The sequence below is a fragment of the Nocardiopsis synnemataformans genome, assembly GCF_965343085.1.
Lineage (GTDB): Bacteria > Actinomycetota > Actinomycetes > Streptosporangiales > Streptosporangiaceae > Nocardiopsis > Nocardiopsis alborubida.
Genome location: NZ_CBDRFA010000032.1, coordinates 1 through 16,480, shown reverse-complemented (window position 1 = coordinate 16,480; position 16,480 = coordinate 1). Strand labels below are relative to the sequence as shown.

The following is a 16,480-nucleotide window of genomic DNA, read 5'->3' as shown; positions in this document are numbered from 1 at the left end:
GGAGAAGGACCGCCCGCGACGTCCACGGAGTCCCGGGGCCGCGAACGGGACTCCGCGGACGACCGCCCGCGGGAGCAGCTGGCCGATGCGCAGCTATGGGCCGGGCGCGGTCAGGAGTGACCGGAAGCGTGTTCGTCCCAGTGACCGTCGTGCTCGCGGTGCAGGTGACCGTCATGGACGTAGTCCACGTGGCCCTGGTGCGGAACGGACACGTGCCCACACCCGTGCCCGTGCTCGTGCGCGTGCCCCTCGTGAACAGGATGCTGTGTGGCCATCTCTCCCCCTCGAAAACGATCAGACGACAAAACGCGAGCACACCCAGGACTATTCGACCACCGGTTGCATATCAAGCGCCGCCGGGGCGAGGCACGGATAATTTATCCGTCCCCCACCGGAATTTCACACCGGAACCCCAGGGGGATGATTGTGATTTTCATTTCAGCGACCACCGCGACAGAACCGCACCCATTCCACTGAAAACGGCGACAGGGACCGTTTCCCCATGCCGGGCGGCCCCCTTCCCCGAGTGGGACGTGCACGGCCGGCACGCCCACCACCACGCGGGCTGACGGGAACCGCCGCGGGACCGACACGGGGACCGCGGCCTCCGTCGGCCTCCCGCCTCAGGAGGCGGAGGGCGGGGCGCTGCTGCGCCTGACCACCAGGTCGGTGGCCAGGTCCAGGCGCAGGTTGGCGGGGGTGCCGCCGCGCGCCAGGGTGAGCGCCATCCGGGTCGCCTCCTCGGCCATCTCGGTGAGCGGCTGGCGCACGGTGGTCAGCGGCGGCCCCATCCAGCGGGCCACCGGCAGGTCGTCGTAGCCGACCACGCTCAGGTCCTCGGGGATGCGCACGCCCAGCTCGCGGGCGGCCTCGTACAGGCCCATGGCCTGGAGGTCGTTGCCCGCGAAGACGGCCGTGGGCGGATCGTCCAGCTGGAGCAGTTCCCGGCCCCGGTCTCGTCCGCTCTCGACGTGGAAGTCGCCGTAGCGGACGAGCGCCGGGTCGGTCGTCAGCCCCGCGGAGTCCAGTGCGGAGGCGTAGCCGTCGATGCGGGCCTTGCTGCACAACACGTGCCGGGGTCCGCCGATGACGCCGATACGCCGGTGGCCGAGCTCGATGAGGTGGCGGGTGGCGACCAGGCCGCCGTTCCAGTTGGCCGAGCCCACCGAGGGCATGTCCGGGCCCGGGTCTCCCGCCGGGTCGACCACGACGAAGGGGATGCCGCGCGCGGTCAGGCGGGTGCGCTGTTCGGGCGCCAGGTCGGAGAAGACCAGGATCACGGCGGTGGACTGGCGGGCGAGCACGGCGTCGACCCAGTCGTCGCGGGGGGTCTGGGCGCCTCCGGACTCGGTCAGCACGACGCTGAGGCCCTCCGAGCGCGCCACGCTCTCCACGCCCCGGATGACCTCGACCGCCCAGGCGCTGTCGAGTTCGTGGAAGACCAGGTCGACCATGGAGGAACGGCCTCCGCCCGGGCCCCGGCGTCGCCGGTAGCCGTGGCGGCGGATCAGCTCCTCCACGCGTGCACGGGTCTCGCTGGCCACGTCGGCGCGTCCGTTCAGCACCTTCGAGACCGTCGGCACCGATACGCCTGCGGCTTCCGCAATTTTCGAGATGGTGACCGGCTCCGAAAGGGTGGTCCGGGCGGAGTTGGGGGTCGGGTCTGCGCTCACGACGCCTGATCCTACGCGGTCATGGCAACTCCGCGCGGCTCCAGGTGACCCAGCTCTCATCCTCCTATTGACGCTCGGGGTGACGCCGCGTACATTCGGGCGCAAATATTTCGAAATACTGACCGATAGTTTCGAAAGAGGAGTGGCCATGAGAACCCCCCGCCTGGGCTCCGCCGCCGGAGCGTCGGCGCTCTGCCTGCTCGCCGTCACCGCCTGTTCCGGTGGCGGTGGCGGAGACGACCGCATGCACGTGTGGATGTACCAGGACACCCTGGTCGTGGTGCAGGAGGGCGCCGTCGGCAGGTTCAACGAGGCCTCCGAGACCGAGGCGGTCATCGACGAGGTCCCCGGCGACAGCTACGAGGAGCGCCTGCGCACCGCGATGGGCTCCAGCGAGAAGCCGGACGTGTTCTTCAACTGGGGCGGCGGCAGCATCGAGCCCTACGTCGAGCAGGACATGCTCGTCCCCCTGGACGACATGCTCGCCGAGAACCCCGAGCTCGCCGACTCCTTCATCCCCTCCATCCTGGAGGCGGGCCAGGTCGGCGGCGTGCAGTACGGCATCCCCCTGCGCGGCACCCAGCCGGTCATCCTCTTCTACAACGAGACGGTGTTCGAGGAGGCCGGGGCGGAACCCCCCGAGACCTGGGAGGACATCCTGGGCCTGGTCGACACCTTCACCGAGGAGGGCGTCACCCCCTTCGCCCTGGCCGGAGCCGACCCCTGGACCGAGCAGATGTGGCTCCAGTACCTCGTGGACCGCATCGGCGGACCGGAGGTGTTCGCGCGCATCGTCGAGGGCGACTCCGAGGGCTGGCGCGACCCCGCCGTGCTGGAGGCCGCCCAGATGGTCCAGGAACTGGTGGACCAGGGCGCGTTCGGCGACTCCTACGCCTCGGTGAGCTACACCGAGGGCGCGGCCTCCGCGCTGCTGTCCGAGGGACGGGCCGCCATGCACCTGATGGGCTCGTGGGAGTACTCCACCATCCTGGACCAGAACGAGGAGTTCGCGACGAACGACCTGGGATACGTGGCCTTCCCGCCGATCGAGGGCGGGGAGGGCGACCCCGCCAACGTGGTCGGCAACCCGACCAACTACTTCTCGGTGTCCGCCGAGACCGAGTACATGGACCAGGCCATGGAGTTCCTGACGTACATGTCGGAGGAGGAGTACGTGGCCGACATGGTGGAGAACGGCGAGGTGCCCACCACCACCAACGCCGAGGAGGCCGTGGCCGACAGCCCCAGCCCGGACTTCGCCACCTTCCAGTACGAGATGGTGCGCGACGCGCCGCACTTCCAGCTCTCGTGGGACCAGGCGCTGCCCCCGGAGGTGGCCACGCCGATGGTCACCGAGATCGAGTCGCTGTTCAACGGCGAGAGCACGCCCGAGCAGTTCGTCGACGCGCTGGCGGCCCTGTGACCGGCCGCACCGACAGCCAGGCGACCGGTGGCACCATGACCGGTGATCCGGAAGACGCAGGGGGCACCGGAGCGGGCGGCTCCGCCCCCCGGGGCCCCCGGCCCGGCCTCCCGCGCGGTGGCTCCGCCGCGCGGGGCGCCGCCCCCCGCACGGGGCGGCCCGGCCCGGTGTGGGTGGTGCCCGGCCTGCTGTACTTCGGGGTCTTCGCCGCCCTGCCGATGGTGCTGGTGGCCTACCTGTCCCTGACCTCCTGGGGCGGGCTGGGCTCGCCCCGCTTCATCGGCCTGGAGAACTGGTCGCGCCTGGTGGGCGACCCGCTGATGCGCAACGCCGTGTGGCTGAGCGTGCTCCTGACCGCCCTGTCCTGGATCGTCCAGACCCCCATCAGCCTGCTGCTGGGAGTCTGGGCCGCCGGTCGGCAGCGCAACCGCGCGGTGCTCTCCGCGGTCTTCTTCCTGCCGCTGCTGCTGTCCTCCGCGGCGATCGCGCTCGTCTGGCGGGCCCTGCTGGACCCCAACTTCGGCCCGCTGGCCTGGCTGGGGCCGCGCCTGGGCCTGTCGTCGGTGGACGTGCTGGGCGGCCCCGACAGCGCGTTCCTGGTGATCGTGTTCGTCAGCGCCTGGCAGTTCATCCCGCTGCACATGCTGCTCTACCAGGGCGGCGCCCGGCAGATCCCGGCGACGCTGTACCAGGCCGCCGAGATCGACGGGGCGGGAAAGCTGCGGGCGTTCTGGTACATCACGCTGCCCCAGCTCAGGCACACCGTCACCACCTCGTCGGTGCTGATGATCGTGGGCGCGCTGACCTACTTCGACACCGTGCTCATCATGACCGGGGGCGGGCCCGGCACCAACACCACCATCGTCCCGTACCTGATGTACCAGGCCGGTTTCCAGAGCTGGGAGCTGGGCTACGCCAGCGCCGTCGCGTTCACCCTGGTGGTGACGGCGACGCTGATCGCCCTGCTCCTCGTCCGCTTCACCGGTTTCGGCGACATGCGCAGCACCCGGGAGGGCATGTGACCATCCGTCTCGCCGAGAGGCCCGCCTCCCGGCAGCTCCCGAACAGCGGCCGCCCCGCTCCCCTGCGGCGGCGGCCGGGCCGCCGACGCCCCAACCTCCTGGCCGGGCTGGGCGCCCTGGTGTGGCTGGCCATCGTGGGGGTGCCGCTGTACGCGCTGCTCGTGGCCACGGTGCAGCGCTCCGAGAACTACACCTCCGAGGGGCCGCTCACCCCGCCCACGGACCCGACCCTGGGCAACTACGTGAAGGCGATCGAGAACGGGGTGCTCGGCTTCGTGCTCAACACCGCGATCGTCACCGTCGCGGTGGTGGCGATCGTGCTGGTGCTCGCCTCCATGACCGGGTTCGCCGTGGTGCGCTCGCGCACCCGGTGGACCACGGGGGTGTTCCGGATGTTCCTGGTGGGGCTGGCGATCCCGTCCCAGGCGGTGATCATCCCGGTGTACCTGATCATCATCGAACTGGGGCTGTACGACACCCTGACCGCCATCGTGCTGCCCACGGCGGCGTTCGCGCTGCCGGTGTGCGTGCTGATCCTGGTGGGGTCGATGCGCGACATCTCCGAGGAGCTGTACGAGGCCATGGCCCTGGACGGCGCGGGCCCAGTGCGCACCTTCCTCCAGCTGGTGGTGCCCATGTCGCGGTCGGGGCTGAGCACCATCGGCGTGTACGCCGCGCTCCAGGCCTGGAACGGGTTCCTGTTCCCGCTGATCCTCACCCAGTCGGCGGACAACCGGCTGATCACCATGGGCCTGTTCGAGTTCCAGGGCGAGTACCGCGTGGACGTGCCCGGCATGCTGGCCGCGGTCGTGCTGGCCACCCTGCCCCTCTTCCTCGTGTACCTCTTCGCGCGCCGCTCCCTGGTGCGCGGCATGATGGGGGTCGGTGGGAAGTAGCCCCGGGCCACTCCACTCCCGCCCGGCGGCCGCGGCCGTGCGCGGCCCCGCCGACCCCTCCCCCACCCCGGTGCCCGCCCTCTGTCAGGGTTCTGACCCCTGAGGCGGGCACCGGGCGTGTGCGGCCCGACCTGTGGGAAGGCCCCTACTCCCCGTTCCTGGGCAGCAGGGACCCCAGCGGGCCCAGGTCCAGGTTGAGGTCGGCGGCGGAGAGCCCGTAGCGCTCGCGCAGCTCGGTCATGCGCTCCTCCAGCAGCATCAGCGTCATGCCGATGCGCTCCTCCTGGTCCTCGGTGAGGTCCCCCTGGTCCACGCGCCGCAGGGCCTGACGCTCCATGAGCTGGCGCACCAGCTCCACCACGGTGAGCACCAGTTTGATCAGGTCGCGCTCGACCGTGTCGGGTTCGGTCTCGATCCGGTGGCGCAGCCGCCGCCTCTCGGACTCCGGAGCCCCCTCGCCGGTCTGGTCCGGGTCCGCCGTCTCGTCCAGGGCGTCCTGGAGCCGCCCCAGGATGTCGTTCCCGCTCCCCGGGACCGTGTCGGCGTCGGCGACGCGCACGGGCGTCGGCCCCTCGGTGGCCTTCCGACCCTCCGCCCGCCGGAGCGGGTTCCCGTTCACCTCTGGCATAGCGCCTCCTTCCCCCTCCCTCCGGGACCGGTCCTCACTCCTGCCGGATCCATCCGCTCAGGGGGTGACCGTGCTCCCAGGGCGAGGGCACGTTCTCGTTGACCGACGACACCAGGGCGTGCAGGGAGACCCGGACCAGGTCCACGTCGGCGATGGAGACGGTCAGGTCCCCCGAGACCACCACCCCCTTGGCCAGGACCCGGTCGAGCAGGTCGACCAGGGAGATCTCCCGGTTGGCCAGGGGGTGGTCCTCGTCCAGCATCGTGGTCAGGGAGTGGGCCTGGCCGGGGAAGCCGCCGGTGCCGGGCAGGCCGTCCCCGGCGGGGCCGGATCCGTTCGCCGTGCTCACGTGCCCACCTCCGCCGCGCGCGGGGAGGCGAAGGAGTAGGGGGCCCACGGTCCGGAGGCCTCGATCCTGGTGCCCTCCGGCGCACGGGAGTCCAGCTCGTCCACCGCGGCGAGGAACTCCGCCACCCGCTCCCCGTCCACGAGGTAGGCGTTGTTCATGACGTTCTCGCCGGGGGCCTCGGACAGTGCGGTGTTCTGGGTCTGGTGCTGGGCGCGCGCCCGGGCCATCGCGCCCAGGACCTCGTCGGCCCGCTCGCACAGCGCGGACGCCCGCTGCCAGGTGTCGTCGCGGTGGTCGCGCTGCTCCCTGCGCCTGCGCAGGTAGGCCTTGCCCGGGCTCTCGTCGGCGGGGGCCTCCCTCCCGGGCGGCGCGGCGGCGCGGACGCCCGCCTCGGCGTAGACCTTCACCCCGACCTCGACCCGGTCCACGAGTTCGTCCAGGGTCGCCGCGAAGGTCGCCGCGTTCTCACGCAGGACCTGGCGGACCCGTGCGTCCCCTCGGTAGACGGTGGCCAGCCGCAGCGGCAGGGCCACGGACCGCAGGGCCACCGCGTCCACGACGCCGTGGTGGGCCCGGGCCACCTCCTCCAGCCAGCGCAGGTCCTCCAGCTTGGCGTGGAGCGCCTGCTCGTCGAACTCGTCCAGGGGGACGGTGCTGACCGCGGCGGCCAGGTCGCCCTCGACGACGAGGTGGACGGGGTGTCCGCCCACGCCCGTCAGGCCGTCGGTGGTCGCCAGTCCGAAGGGGCGGCACACCGCGTAGACGTAGCTGGCCTGCTCAGACCGTTCCATGGTCCCCCTCCCCCCGGTTCCGCTCGGGCGTGCGCCGGGTGCCGGAGCCCTCCTCGTCCGGGGCGTCGGACCTCTCCTCGGCGGTGGGTCGGGCCTCGGCCGCGGTGACCTCCGCCGTGCGGTGCTCCTCCAGGGCCTCGATGCGCTCGCGCAGGCGCCTGTTCTCCTCGGCCAAATCGTCGTCCTCGCGCCGCGACGCGCGGGAGGACAGGGCGGGGTCGTTCTCCCACCAGTCGATGCCCATCTCCTTGGCCTTGTCCACCGAGGCGACGAGCAGCCGGAGCTTGACCGTGAGGAGTTCGATGTCCAGCAGGTTGATCTTGATGTCACCCGCGATCACGACGCCCTTGTCGAGAACGCGTTCGAGTACGTCGGCGAGGTTGGCGGAGGAGGATCCGCCGGAGGAGCGGATCTGTCTCGGCTCACCCCGCCAGGGTGTGGGTTCACTCATGCGCAGTTCCCTCCCGGTCCCGCGGAGCCGTCACGGCCACGGGTCACGCGCGCGCCGCCGTCGCGGCCCCGGCCTCCGACGTGGAGGCGGTTCCCGGCTCAGGAGCGCTCGGCCGCGGGCCGCTCCTCCTCGTCGGGGTACTCGTCCTCCTCTCCGTCCAGGTCCTGCCCGTCCGCCTCATCAGCGTCCTCGCCCTCAGCCTCGTCATCGGGGAGCTCCTCCTCTTCGTCCTCGTCGTCCTCGGGCGCTTCCTCAGGCTCTTCCTCGGCCTCGGGCCCGCCGTCATCGGGCTCCTCCTCGAACCCGTTTTCGGACTCGTCCTCGTCGTCGGCCCGGTCCTCGGGGTCGTCCGAGGCTTCGCCGCTCCCGTCGTCCAGGTCGGCGAGCTCCGCCCGCTCCTCGGAGTCCAGGTCGGCGAGTTCGACCCGCTCGTCGGGGCCCAGCTCCTCCAGCTCGGCCCACTGCTCCTCGGTGAGGTCCGCCTCCTCCAGGGCGACGGCGTCCTCGTGGGAGAGGACGACCTCGCCCTCGCGGACCTCGCCGCGCCAGCCCCGGAGTTCGGCCGCCTCGTCCCGGGGCAGCATCATGACCTGGCGCCGGTAGTGCTTGAGGTCCAGGCGCAGGCGCCTGCCCTGGGCCCGCCAGATGTTGCCCGTGCGCTCGAAGAGGCCCTTGGGGTAGTACTCCACCACCAGCAGGACGCGGGTGAGGTTCTCCCCCAGGGGGTGGAAGGTCACGACGCCCTTCATGGTGCCCTTGGCGGCTTCGGTCGACCAGGCGATCCGCTGGTCCTGGACCTGCTCGGTGACCTCGGCGCTCCAGCTGCGGCTGGACCAGAAGACCTTGCCCCTCCAGTGGGAGGAGGTGTCCCCGGTGCGCTCCGCGCTCCGCACGCCCTTGGCGAAGGAGCCGAAGTCGGGGAAGCGGGTCCACTGGTTGTAGGCCACGCGGACCGGGACGCCCACGTCGACGTCCTCGACGATGTTGACCATCGTGGAGGGTTTGCCGCCCCCTCCGGAGGACCCCGTGCCCAGGCCGGCCTTGTCCTTGAGGCCCTTCTTGGCCTTGTCCTTGAGGCCCTTGGCCCCGCCGGTGACCACGGCGTTCACCGGGTTCCTGCCCTGGGCGAGCTTGCCGCCGACCCCGGCCGCCACGGGGGCGGCGGAGGCGCCGTCACTGGTGAGGCGCTCCACCGTGGCTCCGAGCCTGCGGGCCGCGCCGCTCACCACGCTGGTGGCCTTGGCGCTGAGGTAGTCCTGGAGGGCGTCGGCGAGCTTGGACGTGCCCTCGTTCCTGTCGGCGGCCGAGCGCAGCCGGGCCAGCGGTCCCTGGGACTCAGTCGTCGCGGCCATCGTCGCCCCCCTCTCCGCCGGTGTCCGCGGCGCGCTTGCGCCGGGCGGGCTTGCCGGTGGCGGCCGAGGCGCGCTTGGCGGTGCCCTTGGTGCGCGCGGCGGCTCCCTTCGCCCGGGTTCCCGTGCTCCGGGACGCCTTCCCGGCCTTGGGCCTGGCCCCGCGCTCGGAGGCGCCGTCCCCGCTCGGCTCCGCCTCCTCCCGGGCCTCGGCGTTGCCCTCGCCCCGGGGCCCGTCCCCGTCCTCGGCGGCCTCGCCCCTCGTGGCGTCGTCCCCGGTGTCCTCGTCCTCGTCGGCGCTCTCGTCGGATCCGGCCGCGCCGTCGCGCAGGCGTTCGGTGCGGCTGTTGAGGGAGTCGGCCAGGCCGCCCGCCCACTTGCCGGCGATGTTGCCCGCCGCGGTCCTGCCGACGTTGAGCAGCTGCTCGCGCGACTGGCCCTTGAGCTCACCCACCACCGGAAGCGCGGAGACCTCCTTGAGCAGTCCCTGGGCGAGCTGCCCGGGTTTGATGTCGAGCTTCTTGGCTCCCAGGTAGAGGCCCAGCCCCAGGGCCAGCTTGAACTTCCTCCTCCGGCCGAGGACGTAGCCGCCCACTGCGGCGGCCACGATTTTCGCCGTGTCCCCCACGGGATCTCACCTCAATATCGTCTATCGAAGACCTTGTTGGTAACTCTCGGCTTCCTCCAGCTGGTCCAGCAGTTCGTCCTCCATCCGGTCGAACTCGCTCTCGGACAGCTCTCCGGCGTCGAAGCGCTCGGACAGTTCCGCCAGCTGCTGTCGCACACGTGAGGGGTCGTACATCTCCCGCTCCGCCGCGTCCAGGACCTGGCGCGCCGTCCAGTCGACGAACCGGACCGGCGCGGCGGGAGCGGTGAGGATCATGCTGAGGAGGCCCATGCCCCTGACTCCTGTTCGGTGTCCCCGCTCGGCGGGGTCACTGTTGGGGTGACGCCACGAAGCTGTAGGGCGGCAGGGGTCCGTTGACGCGGACCTCCATGGAGGAGGCCAGTTCCTGTTGGACCCGGGCCGCCTCGCGCAGGAAGTCCTCCGTCTGGTCCCGGTGCACGAGGAAGGACGCGTTGGCCAGGCCGCCGTCCACGGCGGGCCAGGCGGACACGCGCTCGGCCAGGCCCTCCAGGGGCTGGAGGACGGTCTCGGCGTCGCGGCGCCTCAGTTCCTCCACCGCCTGGGAGACCTGCTCCCCGAAGGCCATCCGCTCGGCGGGAGTGCCGCCTCCGGCCGCCTTGAGGGCCTCGTTGCGCGCCCGCAGGCCCTCGTCGCCGCGGAGCACGGCACGCAGTGCCGCCTCCTCGATGTGGCTGGCCTTGACGTTGAACTCCACCCGGTCCTGGAGCTGGTCCAGGAGCACGGAGTAGTGGTCGGCGAAGCGGGCCAGCTCGGCGGCGACCGCATCATCGTCCTCACTCACCGCGCCGAAGCGCAGGGGCAGGACGCCGTGGCCCAGGGCCAGGTCCTGGAGCACGTTCTGGTGCGCCGTCAGGTCGCGTCGCTTGGCGCGCAGCCCCTCGGGGGCGTCGCTGACGGCGGCGGCCACGCCGTAGGCGCGGACGAAGCGCACGGGCGCCGCGTCCTCGCCCACGCCGGACAGCCTCATGCCGTCGAGGGTCTCGTCGTCGCGGACGATCCCGTAGACGTAGGTGCTCACTCCTCGCCCTCCTTCTTGGCGGAGGAGCGGCGGCGGGCGCGCGCGGGCTGCTTCTCCTGCTCCTCGGACTGCCCCTTGGAGAAGGAGTCGGAGATGGCCTCGGCCGCCCCGGAGATCGCGCCCTTGGACTTGCTGCGCGCGCCCTTCTCCATGCCGCCGTTGAGCAGGTCGGGGAGTCCGGCGCCGCCGCTGCTGGTCAGGTCGAGGCGGTTGCACGCCTGGGCGAAGCGCAGGTAGGTGTCGACGCTGGCGACCACGATGCGCACGTCGACGGTGAGGAGTTCGATGCCCACGAGGGAGACCCTGGCGAACACGTCGATCACCAGCCCCTTGTCGAGGATGAGGTCGAGGACCTCGTAGAGGTTGCCGGAGCTGCGGCCACCTCCGGATGACTGCTGCATCACCGTCATCGGAATCATGCTCCTTTCGTCGGTGAGGTCGCGGGGAGGGCAGGCGCCCCGTCCGCCCGGGGTCGGCCGTGCTCACATGCCGTCGGAGCGACCGCGGGTGTAGCGCTTCGTGCGCCGGTACCCCTGGATCTCCCCGTCGGCGTCGAGTTCCACGGAATACGTGGCCAGCAGGCTCACCGTGTCCGGAACCCGGCGCAGTTCGAGCGTCTCGAGGGTCAGGTCCCAACCGTCTCCGGAGCGTTGGAACCCGGAGACGCCCTCGACCTCCAGTCCGGTCACTTCCTCGAACTGCTCCTGGGCCTCGCGCAGACGCTGCGTCATCGTCTTGCGTCGTTCCTCGCGCGGAGGGGAACCGTCGTCCTTGCTGTCCTGACTCATGGATCTCCTGGCCGTCGGCCATTATCCGATTTCTCTTGCCATGCCCTTGGCTTGACCCACTACCGAGAAAGACCGGGGCAAAACCTCCTCCAGGTCAAGGCGGAGCCAAACACGCCGGACGGGAACGCACGAGCCCGGGAAACCGGGAAACACGGGAACGCCGAGAACGCCGGGACGCCAGGGCTTCGGTTGTTCCAGGTGGCGCGGGAAAGCGGGGGAACAGGGAGGCCTTCCTGAGTGCCGGTCCCGGAAATCGCGGCACGGAAAAACGCCCGCGAGAATGTTCAGGTCCGCAACCTCTTATCAGGAAAGGAAAAACGCGTGGCGAAGCGGCGGGAAGGGCCTCACCCGGCGCGCAGGAGGCGGAGCAGCGTGTGCGCCTCGTCCGCCAGCGCGTCACGGCCGGGGGCCAGGTACGCGCGCGGATCGGTCAGGTCGGGCCGCTCGTCGAGCCGGTCGCGGAGCGCCCCGGAGAAGGCGTCGTTGAGCCGCGTGGCGATGTTGACCTTGGTCATGCCGCTGGCCACTGCCTTGACCAGGTCGGCGTCGGCGACCCCCGACGATCCGTGCAGCACCAGCGGCACGGGGACCGCCCGGCTCAGGCGGCCGATGAGTTCGTGGTCGACCAGGGCGTCGCGGGTGCGCATCGCGTGCGAGGTGCCGACCGCGACGGCCAGCGAGTCCACCCCGGTCGCGCGGACGAACTCCGCCGCCTCCTCGGGCCGGGTACGCGCGCCGGGGGCGTGGACGCCGTCCTTGCCGCCGACCTCACCGAGTTCGGCCTCCACCGCGACGCCGCGGGCGTGGCAGTGCTCGACCACCGCGCGGGTGGCCGCGACGTTGTCCTCGTAGTCCAGCTCGGAGGCGTCGAACATGACGCTGGTGATGCCCAGGTCGATCGCCTCGTGCACGAGCGGGACGTCGGTGGCGTGGTCCAGGTGGACGGCGGTCGGCACGGCCGCCCTGCGTGCGGCGGCGAGCGTGGCCAGCGCGAGGGGGGCCAGCGCCCCGTGGTAGCGCACGCAGTTCTGGCTGATCTGGAGGACGACGGGGGCTCCGGCGCGCTCGGCTCCGGCGATCAGCGCCTCGACGTGCTCCAACAGGATCACGTTGAAGGCGCCGACACCTCCGCGTCGGGCGACGGCCCGGTCCAGCAGTGTGTTGATCGCAACGAGTGTCATGCGTACTCCTCGACTTCGACGGAGGGCAGGAACGCGCGGTAGGCCTCCAGGTCGACCTCTCCCGCGGTGGGGGCGAGCACGGCTGCGGCGCCGAGCGCGGCGGCGCGGGCGAGGGTCCGGGGCCAGGGGTCCGCGGCGGCCGTGCCCAGGGCGATCGCCGCCGCCGCGGCGTCCCCGGCGCCGGTCGGGTTGCCGGTCATGCCCGGGACCGCGCCCACCCGCCACCCCCGGTCGCCGCGAAACGCCAGCAGTCCCTCGTGCCCGAGCGAGACGACCACGCTCCGGGCTCCGGCCCGCAGCAGTTGGCGGGCGGCGTCGGCGCCGCACCCGCCCGTGGTGGCGCGCAGCTCGGCCGCGTTCGGCTTGACCACCGCGGCCCCGGCCGCGGCCGCCGACAGCAGCGCCGGTCCCGCGGCGTCGACGACGGCGGGCACACGCGCCCGCGCGGCGACGCGCACCAGCTCCGCGTACAGGTCGCCCGGCGCGCCCGGGGGCAGGCTGCCGGAGAGCACGAGCGCGCGGGCGTCGGCCAGCGCGTCGCGCACCGCCTCCGTCAGCGCGGTCCGCTCCTCGGCGCGCAGCCGCGGACCCGGTTCGCTGAGGACCGTGGTTTCGGTGCCCACGACGGTCAGGGTGCGCCGGGTCGTGCCGTCGATCGGCACGGCTCGCAGGCGGTGCCCGTCCCCGGCCAGGGAGCGGGCGATCCACCGGCCGGTCGGTCCGCCGAGGGGGGCGATCGCGAGCGTCGGCTCGCCGAGCCCCCGCAGGACCCGGGACACGTTGAGGCCCTTGCCGCCCGGGCGTTCCCACACGCGCGAGACCCGCAGGGAACGGCCCGGCACGAGCGCGTCGACCTCGTAGGTGACGTCGACGGCCGGGTTGGCGGTGACGGTGACGATCACGTGTGCCTCCCGGTTGCCGAGGGCCCGCTGCCGCGGACCGCCCGGGGTCGTGCCCGGACCACCCGGGGCGCGCCGGTGCCGTTCACGTGTGATCCAGCCGTTCCCGGGCCAGCAGCGCGGCGCCCAGGCACCCGGCCTCGTCACCCAGCGCGGCGGGGACCACGTCCGGGCGCCGGTGGAAGGTGAGGCGGGCGTCGAGCCGTTCGCGCAGCGGGGCGAGCAGCAGTTCGCCGGACCGGGCCAGACCGCCGCCGACGACGATGACCTGCGGAGCGATCACGGCGCTGATCCAGGAGAAGCCGAGCGCCAGCGCGTCCACGGCCTCGTCCCACACCCGTCTGGCGTCGGGGTCGCCCCGCATGAGCAGGTCCGCCACGTCACGGGCCTCCCGGGTCGGCCGACCCGTGCGCTCGGCGTAGCGGCGGGCGATGGCGGCGGCCGAGGCGATCGCCTCCAGGCACCCCGTGGCACCGCAGGCGCACGGCCCTCCGTGACCCACGTCCACGTGTCCCATCTCGCCCGCGAAGCCGCCCGCGGTGTGCGGCCGCCCGCCCAGGAGGAGGGCCGCCGAGAGGCCGGTGCCGACGGGGACGAAGACGGCGTCCTCGTGGCCGCGCGCCGCGCCGAGCCGCTGTTCGGCCAGGCCACCGGCGGCCACGTCGTGTCCCAGGGCCACGGGCAGCCCGCAGCGCTCGGCGAGCCGGTCGCGTACCGGCACGTCGCGCCAGACGAGGTTCTCCGACCACACCGCCACCCCGCGCCCGACGTCGACGATGCCGGGGACGACCACCCCGACCGCCGCGACCCGGTCTCCCCCGGGTGCGGCGCGCAGTTCCCCGACGAGGGCGGCGGCGGTGTCGATCACGGCCTCGGCGACGCGGGGTCCCGTGGGCGTGGGTGTCCTGCGGGCGAGGAGCACCCTTTGGTCGGCGTCCACGAGGGCCGCCTTGGTCAGGGTCCCGCCGACGTCGACGGCGACGACGGCGCTCACGTCGGTTCGTCCGCGAGGACGACCGAGCGGGTGAGGTTGCGGGGCCGGTCCGCGTCGAGCCGCCGCCGCTCGGCGAGGGCGACGGCCAGCCGCTGCGCCACGACGAGGTCGGCCAGCGGGTCCAGGTCGCTGGCGCGGAAGGCGGCGCCGGTGGCCTCGACCTCGGCGGCCAGGCCCGGGGGCGGCTCGCCGAAGGACCACACGAGCCGCCCCGGCTCGGCGATGGTGAGGGGGCCGTGGCGGTACTCCATCGCCGGGTAGGACTCCGTCCACATCCGCGCCGCCTCGCGCGACTTCAGTGCCGCCTCGTGCGCCAGGCCCACCGTCCACCCCCGGCCGAGGAACGTGATCTGGTCGGCGCGGACCAGGGGGTCGAGCGGGACCTCCAGGGCCCGCTCGCCGTCGCGGGCGAAGCTCTCGGCGTCGTGGCCCAGGTGTGCGCGCAGCAGGGCGAGCGTCGTCGTGGCGTAGCGGGTCTGGACCACCGACCTCTCGTCGGCGAAGTCCAGTACCACGCTCAGGTCGGCGAGCTCGGTGACCGGTGAGCCGGGCACGGCGGTGACCACGGTGGTGGGGACGTCCCGGGACCGCCTGAGCAGGTCGGTGACCTCGGTCGTCGTGCCGGAGCGGCTGATGGCCACGATCCGGTCGTAGGAACGGCCGGGCGGCACCTCCGACCCCGGGAACACGTCGGTCAGCCCCTGCCCGGCCCGCTCGCGCAGGGCGGCGTAGGACATCGCGACGAACCAGGACGTGCCGCAGCCGACGACGGCCGTGCGTTCTCCGGGCCGCGGCAGCGCGGGCGCGGCGGACGCCAGCACGTCCGCGACGCGCCGCCAGCACTGCGGCTGGCTGGCGATCTCCGCGGTGACATGGGTGTTCAACTATGCTCTCCCTTGCTGACGGCGGGGCCCCTCGCACCTGTCGTGGGAACGGCCCCGCGCCCTCGTCCGGACGCCGGGACGTCGCTTCCCGCCCCCGTCGCGGCCCCGTTCGCGGTGTGTCCCGCCGTGCGCCCCCGCCCCCGGGTCGGGTAGAAGTGCTCCCATGACCCGTTCTCTGCGTGCGGTGTGCGACGACGCGCGCGAAGCATCGTTAATCTGATTGCTTTTGATCGATATAGTCGGTTATCAGTCAGATTGGATCAACAGTTTGTCCTTGGGGGACGTCATGGACCGCCACCAGCGTTTGACGGCTGTGCTCGAACTGCTCTCCGAGCGCGGGTCTCTCACCGTCGACGAGGCGGTGGAGCACCTGGAGGTCTCCCCGGCCACCGTCCGGCGCGACCTCGACCACCTGGAGCAGCAGCAGCTCCTGACCCGCACGCGCGGCGGAGCCGTCGCCTCCTCCGTCTCCTACGACCTGCCGCTGAGCTACAAGGCCGCCAGGCACGCCGAGGAGAAGGAGCGCATCGCCCAGGCGATCGCGGACCTGGTCCCCCCGGGATCGGTCGTGGGCCTCAACGGCGGCACCACGACTACCCAGGTCGCGCGCGCCCTGGCCCTGCACGAGAGCTTCCGCGGCGACGACCCCGGGCGCGGCCTGACCGTGGTGACCAGCGCGCTCAACATCGCCACCGAACTGCTGGTGCGCCCCCACATCAAGGTGGTCGTCGTGGGCGGGGTCGTGCGCCCCCGCTCCTACGAGCTGGTGGGGCCGCTCGCCGAACGGGTCCTGGAGACGCTCTCCCTCCACGTGGCCGTGATCGGGGCCGACGCCGTGGGCGTCTCCAGCGGCGCGATGGCCTTCGACGAGGACGAGGCCGCCGCCAACACGCTGCTCGCCCGGCGCGCCGAGCGGGTCATCGTGGCCGCGGACAGCCACAAGATCGGCCAGCGGGCCTTCGCCCGGATCCTGCCGGTCACCGGGATCGACGTCCTGGTGACCGACAAGGACGCGGACCCTGGCGTCGTCGACGGCTTCACCAGGGCCGGGGTCGAGGTCATCCAGGCCTGAGCCGCGGCCCGGTCCCGGGGACGTCACGGGTCGTTCCTGCCGTCGAGCGGCCGGTAGCGGACCCCGAGGGCCTCCAGGCGCTCCAGGTGGACGCGCAGCCGGGCGCGGAAGTCGGCGCGGTCGTGGCCGCGCGCGCCCGGCTGGCGCCAGACGGCCTCGGCGAAGGCGCACAGGCGGGGGAAGAGCATGTACTCGGTGTGGTCCTCGGTGGCCACGTACTCGGTCCACATCTGGGCCTCGGCGCCGACGACGCGCCGGGCCGCCTCCCCGTCGAGCGCGGCGGGCACCGGTTCGAAGTCGAAGGCCGTGGACAGCGGCACGAAGCCGCCGCCGAAGGCGAGGGGCTCGGCCGCGGTCTCCTCGTCCTGGTAGTAGTCCAGGTACACGTGGTTGGTGGGCGCCATGACCGTCTC

General features: G+C 72.5%; 21 protein-coding genes. 4 read left to right on the top strand and 17 right to left on the bottom strand.

Annotation, left to right across the window (positions count from 1 at the left end; translation table 11 throughout):
• Positions 1–110: 110 nt before the first annotated feature.
• Both ACSIH6_RS19105 and ACSIH6_RS19100 read right to left on the bottom strand, forming a co-directional pair.
• Complete coding sequence (locus ACSIH6_RS19105; protein ID WP_435109659.1) at positions 111–275, bottom strand: hypothetical protein; 165 nt, start codon at positions 273–275, stop codon at positions 111–113.
• Positions 276–623: 348 nt separating this feature from the next.
• Positions 624–1,673: a LacI family DNA-binding transcriptional regulator gene (locus ACSIH6_RS19100; RefSeq protein WP_435109658.1), complete on the bottom strand. Its 1,050-nt coding sequence runs from the start codon at positions 1,671–1,673 to the stop codon at positions 624–626.
• Between the two features lie 148 nt (positions 1,674–1,821).
• Between ACSIH6_RS19100 and ACSIH6_RS19095 the strand changes: the two genes are divergently transcribed.
• From ACSIH6_RS19095 to ACSIH6_RS19085, 3 genes are read left to right on the top strand one after another with little or no spacing between them, the layout of a single operon-like run.
• Positions 1,822–3,096, top strand: a complete 1,275-nt coding sequence (locus tag ACSIH6_RS19095; RefSeq protein ID WP_435109657.1) for an ABC transporter substrate-binding protein — start codon at positions 1,822–1,824, stop codon at positions 3,094–3,096.
• On the top strand, positions 3,093–4,118 hold the full coding sequence (locus tag ACSIH6_RS19090) for a carbohydrate ABC transporter permease (protein WP_435109656.1): 1,026 nt from the start codon (positions 3,093–3,095) through the stop codon (positions 4,116–4,118). Before ACSIH6_RS19095 ends, ACSIH6_RS19090 begins: the two co-directional genes overlap by 4 nt.
• Positions 4,115–5,014 (top strand): carbohydrate ABC transporter permease, encoded by a 900-nt coding sequence (locus ACSIH6_RS19085; RefSeq protein ID WP_435109655.1) that lies wholly within the window; start codon positions 4,115–4,117, stop codon positions 5,012–5,014. Before ACSIH6_RS19090 ends, ACSIH6_RS19085 begins: the two co-directional genes overlap by 4 nt.
• Positions 5,015–5,159: 145 nt before the next feature.
• Here the strand turns inward: ACSIH6_RS19085 and ACSIH6_RS19080 are convergent, their stop codons facing one another.
• The 14 genes from ACSIH6_RS19080 to ACSIH6_RS19015 form a co-directional block, all read right to left on the bottom strand.
• On the bottom strand, positions 5,160–5,642 hold the full coding sequence (locus ACSIH6_RS19080) for a gas vesicle protein K (RefSeq protein WP_435109654.1): 483 nt from the start codon (positions 5,640–5,642) through the stop codon (positions 5,160–5,162).
• A gap of 34 nt (positions 5,643–5,676) precedes the next feature.
• Positions 5,677–5,991, bottom strand: a complete 315-nt coding sequence (locus ACSIH6_RS19075; RefSeq protein WP_435109653.1) for a gas vesicle protein — start codon at positions 5,989–5,991, stop codon at positions 5,677–5,679.
• Complete coding sequence (locus ACSIH6_RS19070; RefSeq protein ID WP_435109652.1) at positions 5,988–6,782, bottom strand: GvpL/GvpF family gas vesicle protein; 795 nt, start codon at positions 6,780–6,782, stop codon at positions 5,988–5,990. Before ACSIH6_RS19070 ends, ACSIH6_RS19075 begins: the two co-directional genes overlap by 4 nt.
• Positions 6,769–7,233, bottom strand: a complete 465-nt coding sequence (locus tag ACSIH6_RS19065; protein WP_435109651.1) for a gas vesicle protein — start codon at positions 7,231–7,233, stop codon at positions 6,769–6,771. The genes ACSIH6_RS19070 and ACSIH6_RS19065 overlap by 14 nt, the downstream gene beginning before the upstream one ends.
• A gap of 98 nt (positions 7,234–7,331) precedes the next feature.
• The gene (locus tag ACSIH6_RS19060; RefSeq protein WP_435109650.1) at positions 7,332–8,585 is read right to left on the bottom strand and encodes an SRPBCC family protein; all 1,254 of its coding nucleotides are present in this window, start codon (positions 8,583–8,585) and stop codon (positions 7,332–7,334) included.
• Complete coding sequence (locus tag ACSIH6_RS19055) at positions 8,569–9,189, bottom strand: hypothetical protein (RefSeq protein ID WP_435109649.1); 621 nt, start codon at positions 9,187–9,189, stop codon at positions 8,569–8,571. Before ACSIH6_RS19055 ends, ACSIH6_RS19060 begins: the two co-directional genes overlap by 17 nt.
• A 42-nt stretch (positions 9,190–9,231) precedes the next feature.
• Positions 9,232–9,480, bottom strand: a complete 249-nt coding sequence (locus ACSIH6_RS19050; protein WP_435109648.1) for a gas vesicle protein GvpG — start codon at positions 9,478–9,480, stop codon at positions 9,232–9,234.
• A gap of 37 nt (positions 9,481–9,517) precedes the next feature.
• Positions 9,518–10,249, bottom strand: a complete 732-nt coding sequence (locus ACSIH6_RS19045) for a GvpL/GvpF family gas vesicle protein (protein WP_435109647.1) — start codon at positions 10,247–10,249, stop codon at positions 9,518–9,520.
• Positions 10,246–10,659 carry a gas vesicle structural protein GvpA gene (locus tag ACSIH6_RS19040; protein WP_435109646.1) on the bottom strand — a complete coding sequence of 138 codons (414 nt, stop codon included), beginning with the start codon at positions 10,657–10,659 and terminating at the stop codon, positions 10,246–10,248. Before ACSIH6_RS19040 ends, ACSIH6_RS19045 begins: the two co-directional genes overlap by 4 nt.
• Positions 10,660–10,731: 72 nt before the next feature.
• The gene (locus tag ACSIH6_RS19035; protein ID WP_435109644.1) at positions 10,732–11,037 is read right to left on the bottom strand and encodes a gas vesicle protein GvpO; all 306 of its coding nucleotides are present in this window, start codon (positions 11,035–11,037) and stop codon (positions 10,732–10,734) included.
• 344 nt (positions 11,038–11,381) lie between these two features.
• A complete protein-coding gene (locus ACSIH6_RS19030; protein WP_435109643.1) occupies positions 11,382–12,218 on the bottom strand; it encodes a class II fructose-bisphosphate aldolase in 837 nt (278 codons plus the stop codon).
• Positions 12,215–13,120, bottom strand: a complete 906-nt coding sequence (locus ACSIH6_RS19025) for a 1-phosphofructokinase family hexose kinase (protein ID WP_435109642.1) — start codon at positions 13,118–13,120, stop codon at positions 12,215–12,217. Before ACSIH6_RS19025 ends, ACSIH6_RS19030 begins: the two co-directional genes overlap by 4 nt.
• A gap of 82 nt (positions 13,121–13,202) precedes the next feature.
• Positions 13,203–14,111 carry an ROK family protein gene (locus ACSIH6_RS19020; RefSeq protein WP_435109641.1) on the bottom strand — a complete coding sequence of 303 codons (909 nt, stop codon included), beginning with the start codon at positions 14,109–14,111 and terminating at the stop codon, positions 13,203–13,205.
• On the bottom strand, positions 14,108–14,995 hold the full coding sequence (locus ACSIH6_RS19015; RefSeq protein ID WP_435109640.1) for an SIS domain-containing protein: 888 nt from the start codon (positions 14,993–14,995) through the stop codon (positions 14,108–14,110). Before ACSIH6_RS19015 ends, ACSIH6_RS19020 begins: the two co-directional genes overlap by 4 nt.
• Positions 14,996–15,281: 286 nt before the next feature.
• Between ACSIH6_RS19015 and ACSIH6_RS19010 the strand changes: the two genes are divergently transcribed.
• Positions 15,282–16,067 carry a DeoR/GlpR family DNA-binding transcription regulator gene (locus tag ACSIH6_RS19010; protein WP_435109639.1) on the top strand — a complete coding sequence of 262 codons (786 nt, stop codon included), beginning with the start codon at positions 15,282–15,284 and terminating at the stop codon, positions 16,065–16,067.
• Between the two features lie 23 nt (positions 16,068–16,090).
• Here the strand turns inward: ACSIH6_RS19010 and ACSIH6_RS19005 are convergent.
• Positions 16,091–16,480: family 20 glycosylhydrolase (locus ACSIH6_RS19005; RefSeq protein ID WP_435109638.1), on the bottom strand; the 390-nt coding region annotated here is incomplete at its 5' end.